A 26056-nucleotide genomic window follows, 5' to 3' on the forward strand; every position below is an offset into this window, starting at 1 on the left:
ATGACGCTGCGCCGCGGCCGACGCCTCGCGATCGATGTCGGTGACGCCCGGATCGGGGTCGCCTCCTGCGACCCCGACGGGGTGCTGGCCACACCGGTCGAAACCGTGCCGGGACGTGACATCCCGGCCGCCCACAAGCGGCTGCGGCAGCTGGTCGCGGAGTACGAACCCCTTGAAGTCGTGGTCGGCCTCCCCCGCTCGCTGAGCGGGCGGGAGGGGCCGGCCGCGGCCAAGTGCCGTGCCTTCGCCACCGAGCTGGCCAAGGGCATCAAGCCCGTGACCGTGCGGCTGGTGGACGAGCGGATGACCACGGTCACCGCGGCGCAGGGCCTGCGGGCCTCGGGGCGCAACGCCAAGAAGGGGCGCTCGGTGATCGACCAGGCAGCCGCTGTGGTCATCCTCCAGAACGCCCTGGAGACCGAACGGGTATCAGGTAATCCGCCCGGTGAGTGCGTCGAAGTGGTTGTCTGATCGCGATACGGTAACGTTCCGCGCGATGTGACGGCATTCGAACAGCCGTCGCCCACCACTTCTGAGGCGGAACCGGGTGCCGCGGCCCACAAGCAGCCGCTGCCTCCGTCTCGCGGCTCTAGGGGACCGATGACCGAGTATGGACGGGGCTCTGGCCCCGAACCGTGGCACCCAGAGGACCCCCTCTACGGGGACCCGGCGTGGGCCGGACACCAGGCCCAACAGGGTCAGGTGCCCTACGCCGTCGGCCAGCAGCAGTATCCGCAGGAGCCGCAGTACCAGGGGCAGCCGCAGCAGTACCAGCAGCAGCCCCAGCCGCAGTACGCCCAGCACCCGCAGCAGTACCCCGCGGAGTACCAGGGGCAGCCGCAGCAGTACCAGCCCGAACACCCGCAGCACCTCCAGCAGCCGCAGCAGCCCCAGCAGCTGCACCCGCAACACCAGCAGCAGCAGTACCCCATGCAGCAGCAGCCCCAGCAGTCGCAGCAGCAACTGCACCCGCAGCAGCAGCCCGGGTACGACGGCCAGCCGGACCAGGTCTGGGACACCGGCCAGGGCCAGCAGGCCGTCCCCTACGGCGTGGACCCCTACGCCCAACAGGCCGTGGCCTACCCGGGGGAGACCCCGGACGGCTACGCCACGGACACGGCCTACCCGCCGCCGCAGCCCCCCGGCCGCCGCCACCTCGTCCCGGAGCCCTCCACCGAGTGGCAGGACGAGGTCGCCGAACCGGAAGAGGAGTCCCTCCTTCCGGCCGGTGGCGGCGGCGACGCGGACGAACCCCCGTCCGGCGGACGCCGCGGCGGCCGCGGCAAGGGCAAGGGCGGCAAGAGCAAGGGCACCAAGCGCACCGGCTCGGCCTGCCTGATCGCCGCCCTGGTCATCGTGGGCGCGGTCGGCGGCGTCGGCTACTACGGGTTCTCGTACGTCAAGGCGAAACTCGGCATGGCCGACGACTACACCGGCGAGGGCACCACCTCGGTCGACGTCGAGATCCCCAAGGGCGCGACCCTGGGCCAGATGGGCGCCATCCTGGAGAAGGCGGGCGTCGTCGCCAGCGCCGAAGCCTTCGTGAACGCGGCCCAGGAGCACCCCAAGGGCAGCGGGATCCAGCCGGGTCTCTACCCGCTGCGCAAGCAGATGTCGGCGAAGTCCGTCGTCGAGGTCATGTCCGACCCCTCGAAGCTGAACGTGATCATCGTCGCCGAGGGCCTGCGCAACGTGCAGGTCTACGGTGCGATCGACAAGAAGCTCAAGCTCCAGGAGGGCACCACCGCGGAGCTCGCCAAGCGCGAGGTCAAGACGCTCGGCCTGCCCGCCTGGGCCGAGGACGGCCAGAACATCAAGGATCCGCTGGAAGGGTTCCTCTACCCGGCGCGCTACGACCTCACGACGGGCATCACCCCGCAGGACCTGCTCAAGAAGATGGTCAAGAACGCCACGGAGAAGTACGGGGCGCTCGGCATCGAGGGCAAGGCGAAGGACCTGGGCCTCAAGTCCCCGCTGGAAGTGGTCACGGTCGCGAGCCTGGTGCAGGCCGAGGGCAACAAGCACGAGGACTACCGCAAGATGGCGGCCGTCATCTACAACCGCCTCAAGCCGACGAACAACGTCACCATGCAGCGCCTCGAGTTCGACTCGACGATCAACTACATCAAGGGCACGAGCAACATCAACGTCTCCCGCGAGGAGACGCGCTCCATCGAGGACCCGTACAACACCTACAAGGTCAAGGGCCTGCCGCCCGGAGCCATCAGCAACCCGGGCATCGACGCGCTCAACGCGGTCCTGAGCCCGGACAAGGACGGGTGGATGTTCTTCGTCTCGGTCGACGGGAACAAGACCACCTTCAGCAAGACCCTCGCCGAGCACAACAAGCTCGTCGAGGAGTTCAACGCACGACAGGCACAGAAGAAGCAACAGCAGAGCGGTGGGTAGCGGGAACATGTCACGGATAAGGGCCGCGGTGCTGGGTTCGCCCATCGAGCACTCCCTCTCACCGGTGCTGCACCGCGCCGCTTACCAGGAGCTGGGCCTCGTCGACTGGTCGTACGACCGCTTCGAGACCGACGAGGCCGCGCTCCCCGGATTCCTGGCGGGGCTCGGCCCCGAGTGGGCCGGGCTGTCGCTGACCATGCCGCTCAAGCGGGCGGTCATGCCGCTGCTCGACGAGGTCAGCGAGACCGCCGCCGCCGTGGAGGCGGTGAACACGGTCGTCTTCACCGAGGACGGCCGCAAGGTCGGCGACAACACCGACATCCCCGGGATCCTCGCCGCGCTGCGCGAGCGGGGCGTGGAGCGGGTCCCGACCGCCGCCGTCCTCGGGGCGGGGGCCACGGCCTCCTCCGCGCTGGCCGCCCTCTCCCGGATCTGCTCCGGCGAGGTCACGGCGTACGTCCGCTCCGCCGAGCGGGCCGCGGAGATGCGCCGGTGGGGCGAGCGGCTCGGCGTGCCCGTGCGCACCGCCGACTGGTCGGCCGCGGCCGACGCCCTGGGCGCGCCGCTGGTGATCGCGACCACCCCGGCCGGGGCGACCGACGCCCTGGCCGCGGCGGTCCCCGAGCGACCGGGCACCCTCTTCGACGTGCTCTACGACCCCTGGCCGACCGCGCTCGCGGCGGCCTGGTCGCGGCGCGGCGGGCAGCTGGTCGGCGGTCTCGACCTCCTGGTCCACCAGGCCGTCCTCCAGGTCGAGCGGATGACCGGCCGCTCTCCCGGGCCGCTCGCCGCGATGCGGGCCGCCGGGGAACGGGCCCTGGCCGCCCGGTAGATCCGTCCGGTAGATCCACCCGGAGCGGTGGGCCCGTAACCGCCTGTACCCGTCCGTACCCGCCCCGACCTGCCACAGTGGCGTCCGATAGCTGGACCGGGGGCCGGTACATCGGCCCGGACGTGGGAGGATCGGGGGTGGCGGGCCCGGACGGCGCACCCGGTCGCGCCCTAGCTGTGCCAGGCGCGAGCATGAGGAGCATCGTTGAGCAGGTTGCGTTGGCTGACCGCCGGGGAGTCGCACGGACCGGCGCTGGTAGCGACGCTGGAGGGGCTTCCCGCCGGCGTTCCGGTCACCACCGAACTGGTGGCCGACCACCTGGCGCGCCGCCGGCTCGGATACGGCCGCGGTGCCCGGATGAAGTTCGAGCAGGACGTGGTGACCTTCCTCGGCGGCGTCCGCCACGGTCTCTCCCTCGGTTCCCCGGTCGCCGTCATGGTCGGCAACTCCGAGTGGCCCAAGTGGGAGAAGGTCATGTCGGCCGACCCGGTCGACCCGGCCGAGCTGGAGGGCTCCGGGCGCAACGCCCCGCTGACCCGTCCCCGCCCGGGCCACGCCGACCTCGCCGGCATGCAGAAGTACGGCTTCGACGAGGCCCGCCCGATCCTGGAGCGCGCCAGCGCCCGCGAGACGGCCGCCCGCGTCGCCCTCGGCGCCATCGCCCGGTCCTTCATCAAGGAGACCGCGGGCATCGAGATCGTCTCCCACGTGGTCGAACTGGCCGCCGCCAAGGCCCCGTACGGCGTCTACCCGACCCCCGCGGACGTCGAGAAGCTCGACGCCGACCCGGTGCGCTGCCTCGACGCCGACGCGTCGAAGGCGATGGTCGCGGAGATCGACCAGGCCCACAAGGACGGCGACACCCTCGGCGGCGTCGTCGAGGTGCTCGCCTACGGCGTCCCGGTCGGCCTCGGTTCGCACGTGCACTGGGACCGCCGCCTCGACGCGCGGCTCGCCGCCGCGCTCATGGGCATCCAGGCGATCAAGGGCGTCGAGGTCGGCGACGGCTTCGACCTGGCCCGAGTCCCGGGCTCCCAGGCCCACGACGAGATCGTCTCCACCTCCGAGGGCCTGCGGCGCACCTCCGGCCGCTCCGGCGGCACCGAGGGCGGACTGACCACCGGCGAGCTGCTGCGCGTACGGGCCGCCATGAAGCCGATCGCGACCGTGCCCCGCGCGCTCGCGACCGTCGACGTGGCCACCGGCGAGGCGACGGTCGCCCACCACCAGCGCTCCGACGTGTGTGCCGTCCCCGCGGCGGGCATCGTCGCCGAGGCGATGGTCGCCCTCGTGCTGGCCGACGCCGTCGTGGAGAAGTTCGGCGGCGACTCGGTGGCCGAGACCCGCCGCAACGTCCGCTCGTACCTCGACAACCTGCAGATCCGGTGACCGGCGGCCCCCTGGTCGTCCTGGTCGGACCGATGGGGTCCGGCAAGTCCACGGTGGGGGCGCTGCTCGCCGAACGGCTCGGCGCGCCCTACCGGGACACCGACGCCGACATCGTCGCGGCGCAGGGCCGGGAGATCGCGGAGCTGTTCGTCGACGAGGGCGAGCCGTACTTCCGCGGCCTGGAGCGCGCGGCCGTGGCCGACGCCCTCGCGGGACACACCGGGATCCTCGCCCTCGGCGGCGGCGCGATCCTCGACGACGGCACCCGGGCCCTGCTCGCCGGGCTGCCCGTCGTCTACCTGTCGATGGACATCGACGAGGCGGTCCGCCGGGTCGGCCTCGGCGCGGCCCGCCCGCTGCTCGCGGTCAACCCGCGCCGCCAGTGGCGCGAGCTGATGGACGCGCGCCGCCACCTGTACACCGAAGTCGCGCGCGTCGTGGTGGCCACCGACGACCGCACCCCCGCAGAGGTCGCCCAGGCGGTCCTCGACGCTCTGGAGTTGAAGGACGTATGACAGACCAGGTGACGCGCATCCAGGTCGGCGCGAGCTCCGGGCACGACGCCTACGACGTGCTGGTCGGCCGGCAGCTGCTCGGCGAGCTCGGCACCCTGATCGGCACGAAGGCGCAGCGCGTCGCGGTGATCCACCCCGAGGCGCTGGCCTCCACGGGTGAGGCGCTGCGCGACGACCTCGCGGCCCAGGGCTACGAGGCGGTCGCCATCCAGGTGCCGAACGCCGAGGAGGCCAAGACCGTCGAGGTCGCGGCGTACTGCTGGAAGGCCCTGGGGCAGTCCGGCTTCACCCGCACCGACGTGATCGTCGGCGTCGGCGGCGGCGCCACCACCGACCTCGCGGGCTTCGTCGCGGCCTCCTGGCTGCGCGGCGTGCGCTGGATCGCGGTGCCGACGACCGTCCTCGCGATGGTCGACGCGGCCGTGGGCGGCAAGACGGGCATCAACACCGCCGAGGGCAAGAACCTCGTCGGCGCCTTCCACCCGCCCGCCGGCGTGCTCTGCGACCTGGCGGCCCTCGACTCGCTGCCGGTCAACGACTACGTCAGCGGCCTCGCCGAGATCATCAAGGCCGGATTCATCTCCGACCCGGTGATCCTCGACCTGATCGAGGGGGACCCGCAGGCCGCCCGGACCCCCGAGGGCCCGCACACCGCCGAGCTGATCGTGCGCTCCATCCAGGTCAAGGCCGACGTGGTCTCCAGCGACCTCAAGGAGTCGGGCCTGCGGGAGATCCTCAACTACGGCCACACCCTCGCCCACGCGATCGAGAAGAACGAGCGCTACAAGTGGCGCCACGGCGCCGCCGTGTCGATCGGCATGGTCTTCGCCGCCGAACTGGGCCGGCTCGCCGGCCGGCTCGACGACGCGACCGCCGAGCGGCACAAGAGCGTGCTCGCCTCGGTGGGCCTGCCGCTGACCTACCGCGGCGACCAGTGGCCCAAGCTGCTGGAGACCATGAAGGTCGACAAGAAGTCCCGCGGCGACCTGCTGCGCTTCATCGTCCTGGACGGGCTGGCCAAGCCGACCGTCCTGGAGGGCCCCGACCCGGCCGTGCTGATCGCGGCCTACGGCGAGGTGTCCGCGTGAGCCGCAAGGTGCTCGTGCTGAACGGCCCGAACCTGGGCCGGCTCGGCTCCCGCGAGCCCGACGTGTACGGGGCCACCTCGTACGCGGGGCTGGTCGAGAGCTGCCAGAGCCTCGGCCGGGAGCTCGGCTTCGACGTCGAGGTCCGCGAGACCAACGACGAGGGCCAGCTGGTGCGCTGGCTGCACGAGGCCGCCGACGGGAAGATCCCGGTGGTCATCAACCCCGGCGCCTTCACGCACTATTCCTACGCGATGCGGGACGCGGCGGCGCAGCGCACGGCGCCGCTGATCGAGGTGCACATCTCGAACCCGTACGCCCGCGAGGAATTCCGGCACACTTCGGTCATCGCCTCGGTGGCGACCGGGACCGTGGCGGGCTTCGGACTGGGCTCCTACCGGCTCGCGCTGCACGCGCTGGCGGAGGAACTGCCCGCGGCCTGAGATAACGTTCTCGCATCAGTCCTCGCCTGAACGAGACGGAGTGGCAGCGGATGCAGCACGGAGTGGGGGGATGGGGCGAGCCGGGACAGCATCCGGCCGCCCCCGCGCAGCCGCCGATAGCCCCCGTGACCGGCTGGGCCCCGCCGCCCGCCGGCCCGCCGCACCCGTCGCACCCCGGGGGGCCGCCGCGCCACCACGCGGGCCCGCCGCACCCGGCCGGCCCGCCGCATCCGCCGGCTCCGCCCGCTCCACCGCACCACACGGGTCCGGCGCACCCCGCGGGCCCGCCCGCTCCGCCGCATCCCGCTCCCGTGCCCGCGCCGCACGGGGCGCCGCGCCAGCCCGGCTACGTACCGGGCACGATGGTGGCGCCCGTGCCCGAGGCCACCGGGCACATCCCGCTGCCTGCGGCCGCGCCGCCCGCGCCCGGCACGGGCGTGGCCACCCTCGCCGTCCTGCTCATCGGCCCCGCCGGCGCCGGCAAGACCACCGTGGCCCGGCACTGGGCGGGCTCCCGGCAGGTGCCGACCGCGCACATCAGCCTGGACGACGTCCGAGAGTGGGTCTGCTCGGGCTTCGCCGACCCGCAGGCCGGTTGGAACGACCACTCCGAGGCCCAGTACCGGCTCGCCCGCCGCACCTGCGGCTTCGCCGCCCGCAACTTCCTGGCCAACGGGATCTCTTGCATCCTCGACGACGCGGTCTTCCCCGACCGGCCCGTGGTGGGCCTGGGAGGCTGGAAGCGGCACGTGGGGCCCGGGCTGCTCCCGGTGGTCCTGCTGCCCGGCCTGGAGATCGTCCTGGAGCGCAACGCGGCCCGCTCCGGCAACCGCCGCCTCTCCGACGAGGAAGTCGCCCGGATCCACGGCCGGATGGCCGGCTGGTACGGCTCCGGCCTGCCCATCATCGACAACTCCCACCTGGACGTGGAGGGCACCGCCCGCGCCCTCGACGAGGTCCTGGCCCGCGCCATCTCGACCCCCGGCGGCTGGTGACCGGTCGGCCGCGCACCCCGTCCGGCCGCGCTCGTCGAGCCGGATGCGCGGGGCGCTCGTACGCTCGAAGACATGTCAGACGTGTACGCGGCCCGTCGGGCCCTGCTTCGCGACCGCTGTGCCGCAGCGGGCAACTCCGCCGCACTGATCACGCGTCCGGCGAACGTCCGCTATCTCGCCGGGGCCTTCCCCGAAGGGGCGGTCCTGCTGATCGGGCCCGCCGAGGACGCCCTCTTCTGCGGGGCCTCGCCCACCGGCGAGGCGGACGAGGGGCGGCTCGACGAACACCTGCGGCTGTCCGTCCTGTCCGGTCCCGGCGGTGATCCCGCCGTCGCCGCGGCCGACCTCGCCTGCGGCAAGGACGTCCGGGCGGACTCCCTCGCCGTCGAGGAGCACCACCTCACCGTCGCCCGGCACCGGGCGCTGCGCTCGGTCGCGCCCCGGCTGCGGCTCGCCGACCTCGGGCCCGCCGTCGAACAGCAGCGGCTGATCAAGGACGAGGAGGAGATCGCCTGTCTGCGGATCGCCGCCGAGATCGCCGACCAGGCCCTCGGCGAACTTCTGGAGTCCATCCTCGTCGGCCGTACCGAACGCCACCTCGCCCTGGAGCTGGAGCGGCGGCTGGTGGACCACGGCGCGGACGGCCCGGCCTTCCCCACCTCCGTCGGCACCGGTCCGCACTCCGGGCGCTCCCGGCACCGGCCCTCGGACCGGCGGGTGGAGGAAGGGGACTTCCTCTCCGTCTGCCTGGGCGCGAACTACCGCGGCTACCGGTGTGAGATCGGCCGTACCTTCGTGATCGGCACCACCCCCGCGGACTGGCAGATCGAGCTCTACGACCTCGTCTTCGCCGCTCAGCGGGCCGGCCGGGAGGCGTTGGCGCCGGGGGCCGCGTACCGCGACGTGGACCACGCGGCGCGCTCCGTACTGGACTCCGCGGGGCACGGGGAAGCCCTCGCTCCGTCGACCGGACACGGTGTCGGCCTCGAAATCGACGAGGACCCGCAGCTTGCACCTACAGCAATGGGTAAACTGGACGCTTGCGTGCCGGTCACCGTCGAACCGGGGGTTCACCTCCCGGGCCGGGGCGGCGTCCGGATCGATGACACGCTCGTCGTGCGCCCTGAGGCGGACGGCGGACCCGAGCTACTCACCATCACGACCAAGGAGCTGCTCGCGCTCTAGCTCTGCTGTGCGCGCCACCCGTGGTCCACCAGTCCAGGAGATTTCGCAACCGTGGCTTCCACGAACGACCTCAAGAACGGCATGGTGCTGAAGCTCGACGGGGGCCAGCTCTGGTCCGTCGTCGAGTTCCAGCACGTCAAGCCCGGCAAGGGCCCGGCCTTCGTGCGCACCAAGCTCAAGAGCGTGATGTCCGGCAAGGTCGTCGACAAGACGTTCAACGCCGGCACCAAGGTCGAGACGGCCACCATCGACCGCCGTGACATGCAGTTCTCGTACATGGACGGCGACTACTTCGTCTTCATGGACATGAGCACCTTCGACCAGCTCATGGTCGACCGCAAGGCCGTCGGCTCCGCCGCCAACTTCCTGATCGAGGGCTTCACCGCCTCCGTCGCGCAGCACGAGGGCGAGGTGCTCTACGTCGAGCTGCCGGCCGCCGTCGAGCTCGTGATCGAGCACACGGACCCGGGCGTCCAGGGCGACCGTTCCACCGGTGGCACCAAGCCCGCGACCCTGCAGACCGGTCACGAGATCCAGGTCCCGCTCTTCGTCAGCACCGGCGAGAAGGTCAAGGTCGACACCCGTACCAGCGACTACCTCGGCCGGGTGAACAGCTAACCGTGGGAGCCCGGAGCAACGCCCGCAAGCGTGCTTTCCAGATCCTGTTCGAGGCCGACCAGCGCGACGTGCCCGTGCGCGAGGTCCTCGCGGACTGGGTCCGTCACTCACGGAACGACACCGACGGCCGTCAGCCGGCGGTCAGCGAGTTCACGATGAGCCTCGTCGAGGGGTACGCCGACAAGGTGGACCGCATCGACGACCTGATCGTCACCTACGCCGTGGACTGGGACCTCGACCGCATGCCGGTCGCGGACCGGAACATCGTGCGCCTGGGTGCCTACGAGCTGATCTGGGTCGACGAGACCCCGGACGCCGTGGCGATCGACGAGGCGGTCCAGCTCGCCAAGGAGTTCTCGACCGACGAGTCGCCGTCCTTCGTGAACGGGCTGCTGGCCCGGTTCAAGGACCTCAAGCCGAAGCTGCGACGGGACGAGAGCGCCTAGCGTCCCAGCGGTTCGGTACGCGTAGGGCCCGCAGCGCATCGCGCGCCGCGGGCCCTACGCGTGTCCGCCCCTCGGGGCGGGAAGCGAAAAAACCGGCGGGGGCCGGGAAGCACATGGCTTCCCGGCCCCCGCCGGTAACGTTTCTGCTGGGCCTGGGCCCGGAGGTCAGAACGCTCAGATCTCCTCGTGGGTCACCGCGCGGCGGGCGTCCGCGTCCAGCACGCCCCAGCTGATGAGCTGCTCGGTCAGGACCGAGGGGGACTGGTCGTAGATGACCGCGAGGGTGCGCAGGTCGTCCTGGCGGATCGACAGCACCTTGCCGTTGTAGTCGCCGCGCTGGCTCTGGATCGTGGCCGCGTAGCGCTGGAGCGGGCCGGCCTTCTCGGCGGGCACGTGGGCGAGGCGCTCCAGGTCCAGACGGAGCTTCGGCGGCGGCTCGGCCGCTCCGCCCGGAGTGGTGCCCGGCAGGAGCTCCTGCACCGGCACCCCGTAGAAGTCCGCCAGCTCGGCGAGGCGCTGGACGGTCACGGCGCGGTCCCCGCGCTCGTACGACCCGACCACCACGGCCTTCCATCGGCCCTGGGACTTCTCCTCGACACCGTGGAGGGAAAGGCCCTGCTGGGTGCGGATGGCACGGAGCTTGGCCCCGAGCTGCTTGGCGTATTCGCTGGACATAACGCTCCCGGACGCTGTGACGCTGTGATGATATGGACAACGTGCGGCTGCGCCGCGCGGCTGGTAACTCACTGTGAGGTTACGCAGCGTTACTTGGATGCGTCAAGCCGAATGGTCTCCCCCGCCCCCTTTAAGGGGACCCGCCCGACCCGGGTCGGGCGGGTCCGGACGGCCCTGGTACCGTGGATGCCGTACGACCCGGTTGCCTGCGGCAGCCGGCCAGACGTCCTTTAAGGTCCGTCCCGTGAGGCGGAGAAGGAGGTCCTTTCCATGGACGCTCAGCATGACCGGCACACCGCCGACGGTGCCCGCCCCGTTCTCGAGGCGCAGGACATCGCGCGGGTGCTGACCCGTATCGCCCACGAGATCGTCGAACGCGCCAAGGGCGCCGACGACGTGGTGCTCCTCGGCATTCCGACCCGCGGCGTCTTCCTGGCCCGCAGGCTCGCCGCCAAGCTCGAAGAGATCACCGGCACCAAGGTCCCGGTCGGCTCCCTCGACATCACCATGTACCGCGACGACCTGCGGATGAAGCCCGCCCGGGCGATCGGCCGCACCGAGATCCCCGGTGACGGCATCGACGGCAGGCTCGTGGTCCTCGTCGACGACGTGCTCTTCTCCGGACGCACCATCCGAGCGGCCCTCGACGCCCTCGGCGACATCGGCCGCCCGCGCGCGGTCCAGCTCGCCGTCCTCGTCGACCGGGGCCACCGCGAGCTGCCGATCCGTGCCGACTACGTCGGCAAGAACCTCCCCACTTCGCTGCGGGAGACCGTCATGGTCCAGCTCCAGGAGGAGGACGGCCGCGACGCCGTGCTGCTCGGCCAGCGGACCGCCCCGGCAGGCGGGCAGTAGCCCGAACACGTGAGGGCCCCCGTTCACGGGTGCCCGCGCCGACGCCTGCCCGCGCGGACGCCCGCCCGACCGGCGCCCGCCCGCACGACAGCCTGCCTTCCCGCCCTCCCCAGCCCAGACCCACGGACTCACGGAGCACCCAGATGAAGCGTCACCTCATCTCGGCCGCCGATCTCTCGCGCGACGACGCCGTCCTCATCCTCGACACCGCCGAGGAGATGGCCCGGGTCGCCGACCGGCCGATAAAGAAGCTGCCCACCCTGCGCGGCCTGACCATCTGCAACCTCTTCTTCGAGGACTCGACCCGCACCCGCATCTCCTTCGAGGCCGCCGAGAAGCGCCTCTCCGCCGATGTGATCAACTTCGTGGCCAAGGGGTCCAGCGTCTCCAAGGGCGAGTCCCTCAAGGACACCGCCCAGACCCTGGCCGCCATGGGCATCGACGCCGTGGTCATCCGGCACAGCGCCTCCGGGGCCCCGTACCGGCTCGCCACCTCGGGCTGGATCGACGTCCCCGTCATCAACGCCGGCGACGGCACCCACCAGCACCCGACCCAGGCCCTGCTGGACGCCTTCACCATGCGCCGCCGCCTGGTCGGCCCCGACGCGCTCGGCCAGGACCTCTCCGGCAAGCGGATCACCCTCGTCGGCGACGTCCTGCACAGCCGGGTCGCCCGCTCCAACGTCGACCTGCTGCACACGCTCGGCGCCCACGTCACCCTGGTGGCCCCGCCCACCCTGGTCCCGATCGGCGTCGAGACCTGGCCCTGCGAGGTCTCGTACGACCTCGACGAGGTGCTGCCGAAGTCCGACGCGGTCATGATGCTGCGTGTGCAGCGAGAGCGGATGAACGCCGCCTTCTTCCCCACCGAGCGCGAGTACTCCCGGCGCTACGGCCTCGACGGCGAGCGCATGGCGAAGATGCCCGCGCACGGCATCGTCATGCACCCCGGCCCGATGGTCCGCGGCATGGAGATCACCGCCGAGGTCGCCGACTCCGACCGCTGCACCGTCGTCGAGCAGGTCGCCAACGGCGTGTCCATCCGCATGGCCGTCCTGTACCTGCTGCTGGGCGGCAACGAGTCCGCCGTCAGCCACGCCCGCCCCGTCGAATCGGAGAGCAAGTAAAGATGAGCAAGATCCTTATTCGTGGCGCGAAGGTGCTCGGCGGCGACGTGCAGGACGTCCTGATCGACGGCGAGACCATCGCCGCCGTCGGCCAGCACCTGGGCGCCGAGGGCGCGACCGTCATCGAGGCCGCCGGCCAGGTCCTGCTCCCCGGCCTGGTCGACCTGCACACCCACCTGCGCGAGCCGGGCCGCGAGGACTCCGAGACCGTCCTCACCGGCACCCGCGCCGCCGCCAGCGGCGGCTACACCGCCGTCTTCGCCATGGCGAACACCTTCCCGGTCGCCGACACCGCCGGCGTCGTCGAGCAGGTCTGGCGCCTGGGCAAGGAATCCGGCTACTGCGACGTGCAGCCCATCGGCGCCGTCACCGTGGGCCTGGAGGGCAAGCAGCTCTCCGAGCTGGGCGCCATGCACGAGTCCGCCGCCCGCGTCACCGTCTTCTCCGACGACGGCAAGTGCGTCGACGACGCGGTGATCATGCGGCGCGCGCTGGAGTACGTGAAGGCCTTCGGCGGCGTCGTCGCCCAGCACGCCCAGGAGCCCCGCCTCACCGAGGGCGCCCAGATGAACGAGGGCATCGTCTCCGCCGAGCTGGGCCTCGGCGGCTGGCCCGCCGTCGCCGAGGAGTCGATCATCGCCCGTGACGTGCTCCTCGCCGAGCACGTCGGTTCCCGGGTGCACATCTGCCACCTCTCGACCGCCGGCTCCGTCGAGATCGTCCGCTGGGCCAAGTCCCGCGGCATCGACGTGACCGCCGAGGTCACCCCGCACCACCTGCTCCTCACCGACGAGCTGGTCCGCTCGTACAACCCCGTCTACAAGGTCAACCCGCCGCTGCGCACCGAGCGCGACGTGCTGGCCCTGCGCGAGGCGCTCGCCGACGGCACGATCGACATCGTCGCCACCGACCACGCCCCGCACCCGCACGAGGACAAGGACTGCGAGTGGGCCGCCGCCGCCATGGGCATGGTGGGCCTGGAGACCGCGCTCTCCGTCGTCCAGCAGACGATGGTCGAGACCGGACTGCTCGACTGGGCGGGCGTCGCCGAGCGGATGTCCTTCGCCCCGGCGCGGATCGGCAGCCTCCAGAACCACGGCCGTCCCGTCTCGGCAGGTGAACCCGCGAACCTGACCTTGGTCGATACCTCGTACCGTGGTGTCGTGGACCCCGCACACTTCGCTTCCCGCAGCCGCAACACGCCTTACCAGGGCCGTGAGCTTCCGGGACGCGTCACTCACACCTTCCTGCGGGGCCGGGCAACGGTCGTGGACGGGAAACTGGCGTGACACCTGCAGTAATCCAACTGGCCGCCGAGGCCGCCGAACGACAGTCGGCGGAGGTGACGGACTGGGACGCGCGCCTCGCGTGGGTCCTCGGTCTGCTCGTCTTCATCGCGTTCGTGTACTGGCTGATGCGGCAGGGCTGGAAGTGGCGCGGCGCACTGCAGAACGATCTGCCGGCGCTGCCCACGACACCGAGCGGCCTCCCCGCGCACCGGCTGGCCCTGACCGGCCGGTACCACGGCTCCACGACCGCCGGGCAGTGGCTCGACCGGATCGTCGCCCACGGGCTGGGCGTCCGCAGCCGGGTCGAGCTGACGCTCACCGACACGGGCCTCGACGTGGTCCGTCCGGGTGCCACCGACTTCTTCGTACCGGCCGCGCGACTGCGCGGCGCCCGCCTCGACAAGGGAATCGCGGGCAAGGTACTGACCGAGGGCGGTCTGCTCGTCGTCACCTGGGCGCACGGCGACAAGCTGATCGACTCCGGATTCCGCTCCGACCGGGCGGCCGAGCACGTCGCCTGGGTCGAAGCGATCACCACACTTGTGAACCAGAACTCATCCATCCCGACGGAAGGCGCCGAACGATGACGACCTCCACCAGGGGAGCAGCCAAAGCTCCCGCCGTACTCGTCCTGGAGGACGGCCGCATCTTCCGCGGGCGCGCCTACGGGGCCGTGGGGGAGACCTTCGGCGAAGCCGTGTTCTCCACCGGCATGACCGGCTACCAGGAGACGCTGACCGACCCGTCGTACCACCGCCAGGTCGTCGTGATGACCGCCCCGCACGTGGGCAACACCGGAGTCAACGACGAGGACCCCGAGTCCTCCCGCATCTGGGTCGCCGGATACGTCGTGCGCGACCCCGCCCGCGTCCCCTCCAACTGGCGCTCGCAGCGCTCGCTGGACGAGGAGCTGGTCAAGCAGGGCGTCGTCGGGATCTCCGGCATCGACACCCGCGCGCTCACCCGCCACCTGCGCGAGCGCGGCGCCATGCGCGTCGGCATCTTCTCCGGCGAGGACTGGGCGGGCGTCCGCGACGAGGCCCTGCTGGCGCGCGTCCAGGACGCCCCGCAGATGAAGGGCGCGAACCTCTCCGCCGAGGTCGCCACCAAGGAGACGTACGTCGTCCCCGCGATCGGCGAGAAGAAGTTCACCGTCGCCGCCGTCGACCTCGGCATCAAGGGCATGACCCCGCGCCGGATGGCCGAGCGCGGCATCGAGGTGCACGTGCTGCCCGCCACCGCCACGGTCGAGGACGTCTACGCCGTCAACCCCGACGGCGTCTTCTTCTCCAACGGCCCGGGCGACCCGGCCACCGCCGACGGTCCCGTCGCCGTCATGCAGGGCGTCCTGGAGCGCAGGACCCCGCTCTTCGGCATCTGCTTCGGCAACCAGATCCTGGGCCGCGCGCTCGGCTTCGGCACCTACAAGCTGAAGTACGGCCACCGCGGCATCAACCAGCCGGTGCAGGACCGCACCACCGGCAAGGTCGAGGTCACCGCGCACAACCACGGCTTCGCCGTCGACGCGCCCCTCGACAAGGTCTCGGACACGCCCTACGGCCGCGCCGAGGTCTCCCACGTCTGCCTGAACGACCAGGTCGTCGAGGGCCTCCAGCTGCTCGACCAGCCGGCCTTCAGCGTCCAGTACCACCCCGAGGCGGCAGCCGGCCCGCACGACGCCGCCTACCTCTTCGACCGCTTCGTATCCCTGATGGAGGCCGATCGTGCCTAAGCGCACCGATATCCAGTCCGTCCTGGTCATCGGCTCCGGCCCGATCGTCATCGGCCAGGCAGCCGAGTTCGACTACTCCGGTACCCAGGCCTGCCGCATCCTCAAGGCCGAAGGCCTGCGCGTCATCCTGGTGAACTCCAACCCGGCGACGATCATGACCGACCCGGAGATCGCCGACGCCACCTACGTCGAGCCGATCACCCCCGAGTTCGTCGAGAAGATCATCGCCAAGGAGCGCCCCGACGCGCTCCTGCCGACCCTCGGCGGCCAGACCGCGCTCAACACCGCCATCTCCATGCACGAGCAGGGCGTGCTGGAGAAGTACGGCGTCGAGCTGATCGGCGCCAACGTCGAGGCCATCAACAAGGGCGAGGACCGCGACCTCTTCAAGGGCGTCGTCGAAGCCGTCAAGGCGAAGATCGGCTACGGCGAGTCCGCCCGCTCGGTCATCTGCCACACGATGGACGACGTCATCGGCGGCGTCGACATCCTCGGCGGCTACCCCGTCGTCGTCCGCCCCTCCTTCACCATGGGCGGCGCCGGCTCCGGCTTCGCCCACAACGAGGACGAGCTGCGCCGCATCGCCGGCCAGGGCCTGATGCTCTCCCCGACCACCGAGGTGCTCCTGGAGGAGTCCATCCTCGGCTGGAAGGAGTACGAGCTGGAGCTGATGCGCGACACCAAGGACAACGTCGTCGTCGTCTGCTCCATCGAGAACTTCGACCCGATGGGCGTCCACACCGGCGACTCGATCACCGTCGCCCCGGCGATGACGCTGACCGACCGCGAGTACCAGCGGCTGCGCGACATCGGCATCGCGATCATCCGCGAGGTCGGCGTCGACACCGGCGGCTGCAACATCCAGTTCGCGATCGACCCCACCGACGGCCGGGTCATCGTCATCGAGATGAACCCGCGCGTCTCGCGCTCCTCGGCGCTCGCGTCGAAGGCCACCGGCTTCCCGATCGCCAAGATCGCGGCCAAGCTGGCCATCGGCTACACGCTCGACGAGGTCCCCAACGACATCACCGAGAAGACCCCGGCCTCCTTCGAGCCGTCCCTCGACTACGTCGTCGTCAAGGCCCCGCGCTTCGCCTTCGAGAAGTTCCCGCTCGCCGACTCCACCCTCACCACCACCATGAAGTCGGTGGGCGAGGCCATGGCGATCGGCCGCAACTTCACCGAGGCCCTCCAGAAGGCCCTGCGTTCCCTGGAGAAGAAGGGCTCGCAGTTCACCTTCGTGGGCGAGCCGGGCGACAAGGACGAGCTGCTGCGCACCGCGGTCCGCCCGACCGACGGCCGCATCAACACCGTCATGCAGGCCATCCGCGCCGGCGCCACCCAGGAGGAGGTCTTCGAGTTCACGAAGATCGACCCCTGGTTCGTCGACCAGATGTTCCTCATCAAGGAGATCGCCGACGACCTGGCCGCCGCCGAGAAGCTCCACCCCGAGCTGCTCGCCGAGGCCAAGCGGCACGGCTTCTCCGACGCCCAGATCGCCGAGATCCGCGGCCTGCGCGAGGACGTCGTCCGCGAGGTCCGGCACGCGCTCGGCGTCCGCCCGGTCTACAAGACGGTCGACACCTGCGCCGCCGAGTTCGCCGCGAAGACCCCGTACTTCTACTCGTCCTACGACGAGGAGTCCGAGGTCGCCCCCCGCGAGAAGCCCGCGGTGATCATCCTGGGCTCCGGCCCGAACCGCATCGGCCAGGGCATCGAGTTCGACTACTCCTGCGTCCACGCCTCCTTCGCGCTCAGCGACGCCGGCTACGAGACCGTGATGGTCAACTGCAACCCCGAGACCGTCTCGACGGACTACGACACCTCCGACCGCCTGTACTTCGAGCCGCTGACGCTCGAAGACGTGCTGGAGATCGTGCACGCCGAGTCCCTCGCGGGCCCGATCGCCGGCGTCATCGTCCAGCTCGGCGGCCAGACCCCCCTCGGTCTCGCCCAGGCGCTCAAGGACAACGGCGTCCCCGTCGTCGGCACCTCGCCCGAGGCGATCCACGCCGCCGAGGACCGCGGCGCCTTCGGACAGGTCCTGGCCGAGGCCGGGCTGCCCGCCCCCAAGCACGGCACCGCGACCACCTTCAAGGGCGCCAAGGCCATCGCCGACGAGATCGGCTACCCCGTCCTCGTACGCCCCTCGTACGTGCTCGGCGGCCGCGGCATGGAGATCGTCTACGACGAGACCCGCCTGGAGTCGTACATCGCCGAGTCCACCGAGATCAGCCCCACCCGGCCGGTCCTGGTCGACCGCTTCCTCGACGACGCCATCGAGATCGACGTCGACGCCCTCTACGACGGCACCGAGCTCTACCTCGGCGGCGTCATGGAGCACATCGAGGAAGCCGGGATCCACTCCGGCGACTCCGCCTGCGCCCTGCCCCCGATCACCCTCGGCGGCCACGACATCAAGCGGCTGCGCACCTCCACCGAGGCCATCGCCAAGGGCGTCGGCGTGCGCGGCCTGATCAACATCCAGTTCGCGATGGCGGGTGACATCCTCTACGTCCTGGAGGCCAACCCGCGCGCCTCGCGCACCGTCCCCTTCACCTCGAAGGCGACCGCGGTGCCGCTGGCCAAGGCCGCCGCGCGCATCTCGCTCGGCACCACCATCGCCGAGCTGCGCGCCGAGGGCCTGCTGCCGAAGACCGGCGACGGCGGCACCCTGCCGCTCGACGCGCCGATCTCGGTGAAGGAAGCCGTCATGCCGTGGTCGCGCTTCCGCGACATCCACGGCCGCGGCGTCGACACGGTCCTCGGCCCGGAGATGCGCTCGACCGGTGAGGTCATGGGCATCGACTCCGTCTTCGGCACGGCGTACGCCAAGTCGCAGGCCGGTGCCTACGGCCCGCTGCCCACCAAGGGCCGCGCCTTCATCTCCGTCGCCAACCGCGACAAGCGCTCGATGATCTTCCCGGCCCGCGAGCTGGTCGCCCACGGCTTCGAGCTGCTGGCCACCTCCGGCACCGCCGAGGTGCTGCGCCGCAACGGCATCAACGCCACCGTGGTGCGCAAGCTCAGCGAGGGCGAAGGCCCGAACGGCGAGAAGACGATCGTCCAGCTCATCCACGACGGCGACGTCGACCTGATCGTCAACACCCCGTACGGCACCGGCGGCCGCCTCGACGGCTACGAGATCCGTACGGCCGCCGTGGCGCGCAGCGTCCCGTGCCTGACCACGGTCCAGGCGCTCGCCGCCGCCGTCCAGGGCATCGAGGCGCTGGGCCACGGCGAGGTGGGCGTCCGCTCGCTCCAGGAGCACGCGGAGCAGCTGACCGCGGCCCGCGACTAGCAGCACCTACACGCCCGGACAGGGGAGGGGGACACCGGACGCGCCGCACGCGCGCCGGGTGTCCCCCTCTTCATGAGCGCAGAAGGATCCTCACCCCGTGTACAAACTCTTCTTCAACCTGGTCTTCAAGCGGATGGACCCCGAGCAGGCCCACTACATGGCCTTCCGGTGGATCCGCCTCGCCGCCCGCACCCCGGTGCTGCGCACCTTCGCCGCGGCCGCCCTCGCCCCCCGCTTCACGGAGCTGCGCACCGAGGCCCTCGGCCTGCGGATGCACGGCCCCTTCGGCCTCGCCGCCGGTTTCGACAAGAACGCCGTTGCCATCGACGGCATGTCGATGCTCGGCTTCGACCACATCGAGATCGGCACGGTCACCGCCGAACCGCAGCCCGGCAACCCCAAGAAGCGACTGTTCCGGCTGGTCGCCGACCGCGCGCTGATCAACCGCATGGGCTTCAACAACGAGGGCTCCGCCGCCGTCGCCGAGCGCCTGGCGACCCGACGCCCGGTCTTCAACACCGTGGTCGGCGTCAACATCGGCAAGACGAAGGTCGTGCCCGAGGAGGAGGCCGTGGCGGACTACGTCGCCTCCACCGAGCGGCTCGCCCGCCACGCCGACTACCTCGTCGTCAACGTCTCCTCGCCGAACACCCCGGGCCTGCGCAACCTCCAGGCGACGGAGTCGCTGCGGCCGCTGCTGAGCGCCGTGCGCGAGGCCGCCGACCGCACGGTGACCGACCGCCGGGTCCCGCTGCTCGTCAAGATCGCCCCCGACCTCGCCGACGAGGACGTCGACGCGGTCGCCGACCTGGCCCTGGAGCTGGGGCTGGACGGCATCATCGCGACGAACACCACGATCGCCCGCGAGGGCCTCGGCCTGAAGTCGGCGCCCGAGCTGGTCAAGGAGACCGGCGGGCTGTCCGGCGCCCCGGTGAAGGCGCGCTCCCTGGAGGTCCTGCGCCGCCTGTACGCCCGCGTGGGCGACCGGATCGTCCTGGTGGGCGTCGGGGGCATCGAGAACGCCGAGGACGCCTGGCAGCGGATCCTGGCGGGCGCCACGCTCGTCCAGGGCTACAGCGCCTTCATCTACGAGGGCCCGTTCTACGCCCGCGCCGTCCACAAGGGCCTGGCCGCGCGCCTGGCCAACAGCCCGTACGCGACCCTCGCCGAGGCCGTCGGCGCCGAAACCCGAGCCGAAACCCGAAAGGCCGCCAAGTGACCGTGACCGTGACCCCCTTCGGCACCCGCCTGCGCGAGGCGATGGACTCCCGCGGCCCGCTGTGCGTCGGCATCGACCCGCACGCGGAGCTGCTGGCCTCCTGGGGCCTGAACGACGACATCGCGGGCCTGGAGCGGTTCTCGCGGACCGTCGTCGAGGCGCTGGCCGACCACGTGGCCGTCTTCAAGCCGCAGGCCGCCTTCTTCGAGCGGTTCGGCTCCAAGGGCATCGCGGTGCTGGAGCGGACCGTCGCGGACGCGCGGGCCGCCGGCACGCTGGTGGTCATGGACGCCAAGCGCGGGGACATCGGCTCGACGATGGCCGCGTACGCGCAGACCTTCCTCGACCCGGCCTCGCCGCTCTTCTCCGACGCGCTGACCGTCTCCCCGTACCTCGGCTACGGCTCGCTGCGGCCGGCCGTGGAGCTGGCGCGGGCGTCGGGTGCGGGGCTCTTCGTACTGGCCCTGACCTCCAACCCGGAGGGGGCGGAGGTCCAGCGGGCCGTGCGCGAGGACGGACGGACCATCGGGGCGACGATGCTGGCGCACCTGGCCGCGGAGAACGCGGGCGCGGAGCCGATGGGCTCCTTCGGAGCGGTGGTGGGCGCCACGCTCGGGGACCTGTCCTCCTTCGACCTGGACATCAACGGGCCGCTGCTGGCGCCGGGGATCGGTGCGCAGGGGGCCACCGCGGCGGACCTGCCGGGGGTCTTCGGGGCGGCGGTGCGCAACGTCGTGCCGAACGTTTCGCGCGGGGTGCTGCGGCACGGTCCGGACGCGGCGGCCCTGCGGGCCTCCGCCCTCGCCTTCGCCGAAGAGATCCGCAAGGCCGTCACGGCCTCCTGACCGGCCGTGGCCGGTGCGCCTCCGGCGGGGCTTGATTCGGCTGGGCTGGGTCGGCCTATTCCAGCCTCGCCGGCGTTTGAGGCGCCCCCGGAGGGCCGGAGAGTTGTGGCCGGTGGCGGGGCTGTGTGGGTCCGGCGTGGCCGGTGTGCCTCCGGCGGCGCCTCAATCGCCGGCGGGGCTTGATTCGGCTGGGCTGGGTCGGCCTATTCCAGCCCCGCCGGCGTTTGAGGCGGGCCGGCCGGGTCGGCCGGTTGCGGCTCCGCCGGCGGTTGAGGCGTCCGCCGGGGAGGGTCCAATGGCCGGTGGGGTCGGGGCCTTGGGCCGGTTCGGGCGGGGGGTGGGGCGGCGATCATGGGGGAGGGGGGAGACCGCCGTCCCCACACGATCGGAGCGCCGCCGCGTGCCCCCAGTCCAGACCGTCGCCACCATCCGGCGGATCGAGCCCGTCGGCGCCTACCACCGGCTGATCCTCCACGCCCCCGCCGCCGCCGCGGCCGACGTACGGCCCGGCCACTTCGGGGCCCTCGCCATCGGCGGCCGCGACGGCGCCATGCTGCTGCGACGGGCCTTCTCCGTCCACCGCGCCGACCCGGCCACCGGCACCGTCGAGTTCGTCTTCGCCGAGCGCGGCAAGGGCACCCGCGCCCTCGCCCGGCACCGGCCCGGGGACACGGTGGACCTCATCGCACCCCTCGGCACGCCCTTCCCGCTCCCCGAGGGCCCGGTCAGCGCCGTGCTGGTCGCCGGAGGCTACGGCAGCGCCCCGCTGTTCTCCCTGGCCGAGACGATCCTCGGCCGCGGCGGCCGGGTCTCCTTCGTGCTCGGCGCGGCCACCGCGGACCGACTGTTCGGCGTGGAGCGGGCCCGTACCCTCGGCGAGCACGTCCTCGTCGTCACCGACGACGGCTCGGCCGGCCGCCGCGGCCGGGTCACGGACCCGCTGGCCGAGGCGATCGCCGGGATCGGCGCCACCGAGGTGCACTCCTGCGGCCCCATGGGCATGCTGCGCGCCGTCACCGAGGTCGCCGTCGCCGCGGGGGCCCGCAGCCACACCGCCGTCGAGGAGGCCATGGCCTGCGGGATCGGCATATGCATGTCCTGCGTCCTGCCGGTCACCGGCGCCGACGGGGTCACCCGCTTCCTGCGCTCCTGCACCGACGGCCCGGTCTTCGACGGGACCACGGTCCGCTGGGACCGGGCGGGCACGCTCCCGCCCGACCTCGAAGGCGCCGCCGCCATGGCTCCGCGGCAGCCGGGCGGGGTGATCGCCCGATGAGGCCCGAAGAAGTCGACATGTCGGCACCGCTGGGTACCCACCGCACCCTGCCCAACCCGGTCTCCACCGCCTCCGGATGCGCCGGGTACGGCCGTGAACTGCACCGCTTCGTCCCCCTCGGCGAGCTGGGCACGATCACCACCAAGACCGTGATGCCGCACGTCCGCTCCGGCCGCCCCACGCCCCGCATGGCGGAGACCCCCAGCGGGATGCTGAATTCCATCGGCCTCCAGGGCTGCGGCATCGACCGCTTCGTCGCGCACGAACTGCCCTGGCTCGCCGAACGCGGCGCGCGGGTGGTCGTATCGATCGCGGGGGAGCACGCGCAGGAGTTCGCCGAGGTCGCCGCGCGGCTGACCGGGCGGCCCGGGGTGGTCGGGATCGAGGTGAACATCTCCTGCCCCAACGTCGCGAGCCGCGGCCTGGTCTTCGGCTGCGACCCGCGGGCCTCCCACGAGGTGGTCGCGGCGGTCCGGGCCGCGGCCGACCCGGCGCTGCCGGTGTACGCCAAGCTCACCCCCGACGTGACGCGGATCACGGACGTCGCCGCCGCGTGCGTCGACGCCGGCGCGGACGGCCTCTCGATGATCAACACCGTGCTCGGCCTGGCCGTCGACGTCGACGCGATGCGCCCCGCCCTCGCCGCGGCCACCGGCGGCCTGTCCGGCCCGGCGATCCGCCCCGTGGCGGTCCGCTGCGTCTTCCAGGTGTACGCGGCCATGCTGGCCGGACAGGTGCGCGAGGTGCCGATCCTCGGCATGGGCGGGATCACCGACGGCCGCGACGCCCTGGAGTTCGTCCTGGCGGGTGCTTCGGGGGTCGCGGTCGGCACCGCCCTGTTCAACGACCCGTCCGCACCGCTGCGGATCATCGAGGAGCTGCGCGCGGCCCTCGCGGCCCGCGGGATCGGGTCGTTCACGTCCGCCGTGGGGCTGGCTCATCGGACCACATGACTAATTCGTACGGCCTCCACCGGACAAAACCGGGGTGCTTTGTCCGTGATGTACGGTTCAGTGGAGGCTGACCAGGACTTTTCGTCCGTTCTCGCTGACTAGAGCGGCCTTGGCCGCTAGTCTCCGACCAGAGTGAACGAACGGCGGACCTGCTGGACCGTTGTTCGTGGGGCTCGCCTGGTGAGGTGCCTTGTGTTCCCCACCGGTCCGTATCCGACAGTTCGACATCCGAGGTGACGTAGGCGTGGCTCTTCCGCCCCTTACCCCTGAACAGCGCGCAGCCGCGCTCGAAAAGGCCGCCGTGGCTCGCCGGGAGCGGGCCGAGGTGAAGAATCGACTCAAGCACTCCGGTGCATCCCTGCACGAAGTAATCAAGCAGGGACAGGAGAACGATGTCATCGGCAAGATGAAGGTGTCCGCTCTCCTGGAGTCTCTGCCGGGCGTGGGCAAGGTCCGCGCCAAGCAGCTCATGGAGCGCCTCGGCATTTCCGAGTCCCGGCGTGTCCGAGGTCTCGGTTCCAACCAGATCGCTTCCCTGGAGCGCGAGTTCGGCGGTAGCGGCGCCTGACGCGTCGCCCGAAGTTCTCCCGGTGTTCTCAGGCAGTCCTGGGAGCCTGGATAATCGCTCTATGGCAGCAGAGGTACGTCCGCGGCTGACCGTGCTCTCCGGCCCCTCCGGGGTCGGCAAGAGCACGGTCGTCGCGCATATGCGCAAGGTCCACCCCGAGGTATGGCTCTCGGTCTCGGCCACCACCCGCAAGCCGCGGCCCGGTGAGCGTCACGGAGTCCATTACTTCTTCGTCACCGACGACGAGTTCGACAAGCTGATCGCCAACGGCGAGCTGCTGGAGTGGGCCGAGTTCGCGGGCAACCGCTACGGCACACCGCGCGGCGCGGTGCTGGAACGCCTGGACAACGGCGAGCCGGTCCTGCTGGAGATCGACCTGCAGGGCGCCCGACTCGTCCGCGAGTCGATGGCCGAGGCCCAGCTGGTCTTCCTCGCTCCCCCCAGCTGGGAGGAGCTGGTCCGCCGCCTCACCGGCCGCGGCACCGAATCGGCCGAGGTCATCGAGCGTCGACTGGCCGCGGCGAAGATCGAACTCGCGGCAGAGTCCGAGTTCGACAGCACGCTTGTCAATACCTCCGTCGAAGACGTGGCGCGCGAGCTGCTAGCCTTGGTGGCAGTTGTTTGATCGTAGTTCGATCATTACCCATCTTCGGAAGGTAGAGCGTGTCCTCTTCCATGTCTGCGCCCGAGGGCATCATCAACCCGCCGATCGACGAGCTGCTCGAGGCCACCGACTCGAAGTACAGCCTCGTGATCTACGCGGCCAAGCGTGCCCGTCAGATCAACGCGTACTACTCGCAGCTCGGTGAGGGCCTGCTGGAGTACGTCGGCCCCCTGGTGGACACCCACGTCCACGAGAAGCCCCTTTCGATCGCGCTGCGCGAGATCAACGCGGGTCTGCTGACCTCCGAGGCCATCGAGGCCCCGGCCACGTAAGCGGCACGCGACATCATTTTTGCCACCACAGGCCCGGTAGACCGACTGCCGGGCCTGTGGTGTGTCATGTGTGGGATGTGACGTGCGTCAGGTAAGGGAGAGCGCAGTGGACAAGCCGAAGGTGGTTCTCGGGGTCAGCGGCGGGATCGCCGCCTACAAGGCGTGCGAGTTGCTACGCCGGCTGACCGAGTCGGGTCACGACGTCCGCGTGGTGCCGACCGAGGCCTCGCTGAACTTCGTGGGCGAAGCCACCTGGGCCGCCCTCTCCGGTAACCCCGCCTCCACCCGGGTCTGGGAGAGCGTGCACGAGGTGCCCCACGTGCGGATCGGCCAGGGCGCCGACCTCGTCGTGGTCGCCCCCGCCACCGCGGACATGTTGGCGAAGGCCGCCCACGGCCTCGCCGACGACCTGCTCACCAACACCTTGCTCACCGCCCGCTGTCCGGTGGTCTTCGCGCCCGCCATGCACACCGAGATGTGGGAGCACCCCGCCACCCAGGAGAACGTGGCCACGCTGCGCCGCCGGGGCGCCGTGGTGATCGAGCCCGCCGTCGGTCGGCTCACCGGCAAGGACACCGGCAAGGGGCGGCTGCCCGACCCCGAGGAGATCTTCGAGGTGTGCCGGCACGTGCTGCGCGGCCGGGGTCGCGCCGGCGGCGCCGATCTGGCCGGCCGGCACGTGGTGATCAGCGCGGGCGGCACGCGCGAGCCGCTGGACCCGGTCCGTTTCCTCGGCAACCGCTCCTCCGGGAAGCAGGGCTACGCCCTCGCCCGGACGGCCGTCGCGCGCGGGGCCCGGGTGACCCTCGTCGCCGCCAACGCCGCGCTGGCCGATCCGGCCGGGGTGGACGTCGTACGGGTGGGGACCGCGCTGCAGCTGCGGGAGGCCGTCCTCAAGGCGGCCGCCGACGCCGACGCGGTGGTGATGGCCGCCGCGGTGGCCGATTTCCGGCCCGCCTCCTACGCCGAGGGGAAGATCAAGAAGCAGGACGGTCAGGAGCCCGCGCCGGTCGCCCTCGTGCGCAATCCTGACGTACTCGCAGAACTGTCTTCCGCGCGTTCCGTGCCCGGTCAGGTCGTCGTCGGATTCGCCGCCGAGACCGACGACGTCCTCGCCAACGGTCGCGCGAAGCTGCTCCGCAAGGGCTGCGACCTCCTCGTCGTCAACGAGGTCGGCGAGGCCAAGACCTTCGGTTCCGAGGAGAACGAGGCCGTGATCCTGGCCTCTGATGGCTCTGAGGTTCCCGTGGCCCATGGTCCGAAGGAATTCCTGGCCGACGTCATCTGGGACCAGGTGGTGCCCCGGCTCGCGCCCCCGGTCGTGCTCCGACGCGCCTGAAAAACGGACCTTTTCTCCGGCTGT

The 26056-nt window shown here is 71.5% G+C and carries 26 protein-coding genes; 25 read left to right on the plus strand and 1 reads right to left on the minus strand.

What is annotated here, in order from left to right:
• The 11 genes from ruvX to nusB all read left to right on the plus strand — a co-directional run bounded on the left by ruvX (position 1) and on the right by nusB (position 9917).
• Positions 1–471: a Holliday junction resolvase RuvX gene (gene ruvX, locus ACIQWR_RS18460; protein ID WP_354381477.1), complete on the plus strand. Its 471-nt coding sequence runs from the start codon at positions 1–3 to the stop codon at positions 469–471.
• A gap of 231 nt (positions 472–702) precedes the next feature.
• Positions 703–2409: an endolytic transglycosylase MltG gene (gene mltG, locus ACIQWR_RS18465; RefSeq protein ID WP_404010346.1), complete on the plus strand. Its 1707-nt coding sequence runs from the start codon at positions 703–705 to the stop codon at positions 2407–2409.
• Positions 2410–2416: 7 nt separating this feature from the next.
• Entirely contained in the window at positions 2417–3241 is an 825-nt protein-coding gene (locus tag ACIQWR_RS18470) for a shikimate dehydrogenase (RefSeq protein ID WP_404010348.1), read from the plus strand.
• 204 nt (positions 3242–3445) lie between these two features.
• Positions 3446–4630, plus strand: coding sequence for a chorismate synthase (aroC, locus tag ACIQWR_RS18475; RefSeq protein ID WP_404010351.1), 1185 nt, complete (start codon positions 3446–3448; stop codon positions 4628–4630).
• Positions 4627–5145, plus strand: a complete 519-nt coding sequence (locus ACIQWR_RS18480; protein ID WP_404010354.1) for a shikimate kinase — start codon at positions 4627–4629, stop codon at positions 5143–5145. Before aroC ends, ACIQWR_RS18480 begins: the two co-directional genes overlap by 4 nt.
• Positions 5142–6233: a 3-dehydroquinate synthase gene (aroB, locus tag ACIQWR_RS18485; protein ID WP_404010357.1), complete on the plus strand. Its 1092-nt coding sequence runs from the start codon at positions 5142–5144 to the stop codon at positions 6231–6233. Before ACIQWR_RS18480 ends, aroB begins: the two co-directional genes overlap by 4 nt.
• On the plus strand, positions 6230–6673 hold the full coding sequence (gene aroQ, locus ACIQWR_RS18490) for a type II 3-dehydroquinate dehydratase (protein WP_399262260.1): 444 nt from the start codon (positions 6230–6232) through the stop codon (positions 6671–6673). The genes aroB and aroQ overlap by 4 nt, the downstream gene beginning before the upstream one ends.
• Positions 6674–6723: 50 nt before the next feature.
• Positions 6724–7668: an AAA family ATPase gene (locus ACIQWR_RS18495; RefSeq protein ID WP_404010360.1), complete on the plus strand. Its 945-nt coding sequence runs from the start codon at positions 6724–6726 to the stop codon at positions 7666–7668.
• A gap of 72 nt (positions 7669–7740) precedes the next feature.
• Positions 7741–8853, plus strand: a complete 1113-nt coding sequence (locus ACIQWR_RS18500) for an aminopeptidase P family protein (protein ID WP_404010363.1) — start codon at positions 7741–7743, stop codon at positions 8851–8853.
• A gap of 51 nt (positions 8854–8904) precedes the next feature.
• A complete protein-coding gene (gene efp / locus ACIQWR_RS18505) occupies positions 8905–9471 on the plus strand; it encodes an elongation factor P (protein ID WP_404010366.1) in 567 nt (188 codons plus the stop codon).
• A gap of 2 nt (positions 9472–9473) precedes the next feature.
• Positions 9474–9917: a transcription antitermination factor NusB gene (gene nusB / locus ACIQWR_RS18510; protein WP_404010369.1), complete on the plus strand. Its 444-nt coding sequence runs from the start codon at positions 9474–9476 to the stop codon at positions 9915–9917.
• 174 nt (positions 9918–10091) lie between these two features.
• Here nusB and bldD read toward each other — a convergent pair whose 3' ends face one another.
• Positions 10092–10592, minus strand: a complete 501-nt coding sequence (gene bldD / locus ACIQWR_RS18515; RefSeq protein ID WP_283451446.1) for a transcriptional regulator BldD — start codon at positions 10590–10592, stop codon at positions 10092–10094.
• Positions 10593–10862: 270 nt separating this feature from the next.
• Between bldD and pyrR the strand changes: the two genes are divergently transcribed.
• From pyrR to coaBC, 14 genes are all read left to right on the plus strand, one after another.
• Positions 10863–11447 carry a bifunctional pyr operon transcriptional regulator/uracil phosphoribosyltransferase PyrR gene (gene pyrR / locus ACIQWR_RS18520; RefSeq protein WP_385777475.1) on the plus strand — a complete coding sequence of 195 codons (585 nt, stop codon included), beginning with the start codon at positions 10863–10865 and terminating at the stop codon, positions 11445–11447.
• A gap of 143 nt (positions 11448–11590) precedes the next feature.
• Complete coding sequence (locus ACIQWR_RS18525) at positions 11591–12574, plus strand: aspartate carbamoyltransferase catalytic subunit (RefSeq protein ID WP_404010373.1); 984 nt, start codon at positions 11591–11593, stop codon at positions 12572–12574.
• A gap of 2 nt (positions 12575–12576) precedes the next feature.
• Entirely contained in the window at positions 12577–13863 is a 1287-nt protein-coding gene (locus ACIQWR_RS18530; RefSeq protein WP_404010376.1) for a dihydroorotase, read from the plus strand.
• Positions 13860–14450: a hypothetical protein gene (locus ACIQWR_RS18535; protein WP_404010379.1), complete on the plus strand. Its 591-nt coding sequence runs from the start codon at positions 13860–13862 to the stop codon at positions 14448–14450. Before ACIQWR_RS18530 ends, ACIQWR_RS18535 begins: the two co-directional genes overlap by 4 nt.
• On the plus strand, positions 14447–15595 hold the full coding sequence (gene carA, locus ACIQWR_RS18540) for a glutamine-hydrolyzing carbamoyl-phosphate synthase small subunit (RefSeq protein ID WP_404010382.1): 1149 nt from the start codon (positions 14447–14449) through the stop codon (positions 15593–15595). The genes ACIQWR_RS18535 and carA overlap by 4 nt, the downstream gene beginning before the upstream one ends.
• Positions 15588–18896, plus strand: coding sequence for a carbamoyl-phosphate synthase large subunit (gene carB / locus ACIQWR_RS18545; protein WP_404010384.1), 3309 nt, complete (start codon positions 15588–15590; stop codon positions 18894–18896). The genes carA and carB overlap by 8 nt, the downstream gene beginning before the upstream one ends.
• Positions 18897–18993: 97 nt before the next feature.
• Positions 18994–20115, plus strand: a complete 1122-nt coding sequence (locus ACIQWR_RS18550; protein WP_404010387.1) for a quinone-dependent dihydroorotate dehydrogenase — start codon at positions 18994–18996, stop codon at positions 20113–20115.
• Between the two features lie 8 nt (positions 20116–20123).
• Positions 20124–20960, plus strand: a complete 837-nt coding sequence (gene pyrF, locus ACIQWR_RS18555) for an orotidine-5'-phosphate decarboxylase (protein ID WP_404010851.1) — start codon at positions 20124–20126, stop codon at positions 20958–20960.
• A gap of 400 nt (positions 20961–21360) precedes the next feature.
• Positions 21361–22236 (plus strand): dihydroorotate dehydrogenase electron transfer subunit, encoded by an 876-nt coding sequence (locus tag ACIQWR_RS18560; protein WP_404010390.1) that lies wholly within the window; start codon positions 21361–21363, stop codon positions 22234–22236.
• A 17-nt stretch (positions 22237–22253) separates the two neighbouring features.
• The gene (locus tag ACIQWR_RS18565) at positions 22254–23189 is read left to right on the plus strand and encodes a dihydroorotate dehydrogenase (protein WP_404010393.1); all 936 of its coding nucleotides are present in this window, start codon (positions 22254–22256) and stop codon (positions 23187–23189) included.
• A 244-nt stretch (positions 23190–23433) separates the two neighbouring features.
• On the plus strand, positions 23434–23757 hold the full coding sequence (locus ACIQWR_RS18570) for an integration host factor (RefSeq protein WP_404010395.1): 324 nt from the start codon (positions 23434–23436) through the stop codon (positions 23755–23757).
• A gap of 61 nt (positions 23758–23818) precedes the next feature.
• Positions 23819–24382: a guanylate kinase gene (gene gmk, locus ACIQWR_RS18575; RefSeq protein WP_399262286.1), complete on the plus strand. Its 564-nt coding sequence runs from the start codon at positions 23819–23821 to the stop codon at positions 24380–24382.
• 38 nt (positions 24383–24420) lie between these two features.
• Entirely contained in the window at positions 24421–24693 is a 273-nt protein-coding gene (rpoZ, locus tag ACIQWR_RS18580) for a DNA-directed RNA polymerase subunit omega (RefSeq protein ID WP_283451425.1), read from the plus strand.
• A gap of 106 nt (positions 24694–24799) precedes the next feature.
• Positions 24800–26032, plus strand: coding sequence for a bifunctional phosphopantothenoylcysteine decarboxylase/phosphopantothenate--cysteine ligase CoaBC (gene coaBC, locus ACIQWR_RS18585; RefSeq protein WP_404010399.1), 1233 nt, complete (start codon positions 24800–24802; stop codon positions 26030–26032).
• Positions 26033–26056: the final 24 nt, after the last annotated feature.

The organism is Streptomyces sp. NPDC098789, from assembly GCF_044759975.1.
GTDB lineage: Bacteria > Actinomycetota > Actinomycetes > Streptomycetales > Streptomycetaceae > Streptomyces.

Coding starts and splice junctions, on each gene's coding strand:
- ACIQWR_RS18470 (WP_404010348.1), top strand. CDS start 2,417: ATGTCACGGATAAGGGCCGCGGTGCTGGGTTCGCCCATCGAGCACTCC.
- ACIQWR_RS18525 (WP_404010373.1), top strand. CDS start 11,591: ATGAAGCGTCACCTCATCTCGGCCGCCGATCTCTCGCGCGACGACGCC.
- ACIQWR_RS18495 (WP_404010360.1), top strand. CDS start 6,724: ATGCAGCACGGAGTGGGGGGATGGGGCGAGCCGGGACAGCATCCGGCC.
- bldD (WP_283451446.1), bottom strand. CDS start 10,592: ATGTCCAGCGAATACGCCAAGCAGCTCGGGGCCAAGCTCCGTGCCATC.
- aroB (WP_404010357.1), top strand. CDS start 5,142: ATGACAGACCAGGTGACGCGCATCCAGGTCGGCGCGAGCTCCGGGCAC.
- carA (WP_404010382.1), top strand. CDS start 14,447: ATGACGACCTCCACCAGGGGAGCAGCCAAAGCTCCCGCCGTACTCGTC.
- pyrR (WP_385777475.1), top strand. CDS start 10,863: ATGGACGCTCAGCATGACCGGCACACCGCCGACGGTGCCCGCCCCGTT.
- ruvX (WP_354381477.1), top strand. CDS start 1: ATGACGCTGCGCCGCGGCCGACGCCTCGCGATCGATGTCGGTGACGCC.
- ACIQWR_RS18565 (WP_404010393.1), top strand. CDS start 22,254: ATGTCGGCACCGCTGGGTACCCACCGCACCCTGCCCAACCCGGTCTCC.
- gmk (WP_399262286.1), top strand. CDS start 23,819: ATGGCAGCAGAGGTACGTCCGCGGCTGACCGTGCTCTCCGGCCCCTCC.
- ACIQWR_RS18500 (WP_404010363.1), top strand. CDS start 7,741: ATGTCAGACGTGTACGCGGCCCGTCGGGCCCTGCTTCGCGACCGCTGT.
- ACIQWR_RS18530 (WP_404010376.1), top strand. CDS start 12,577: ATGAGCAAGATCCTTATTCGTGGCGCGAAGGTGCTCGGCGGCGACGTG.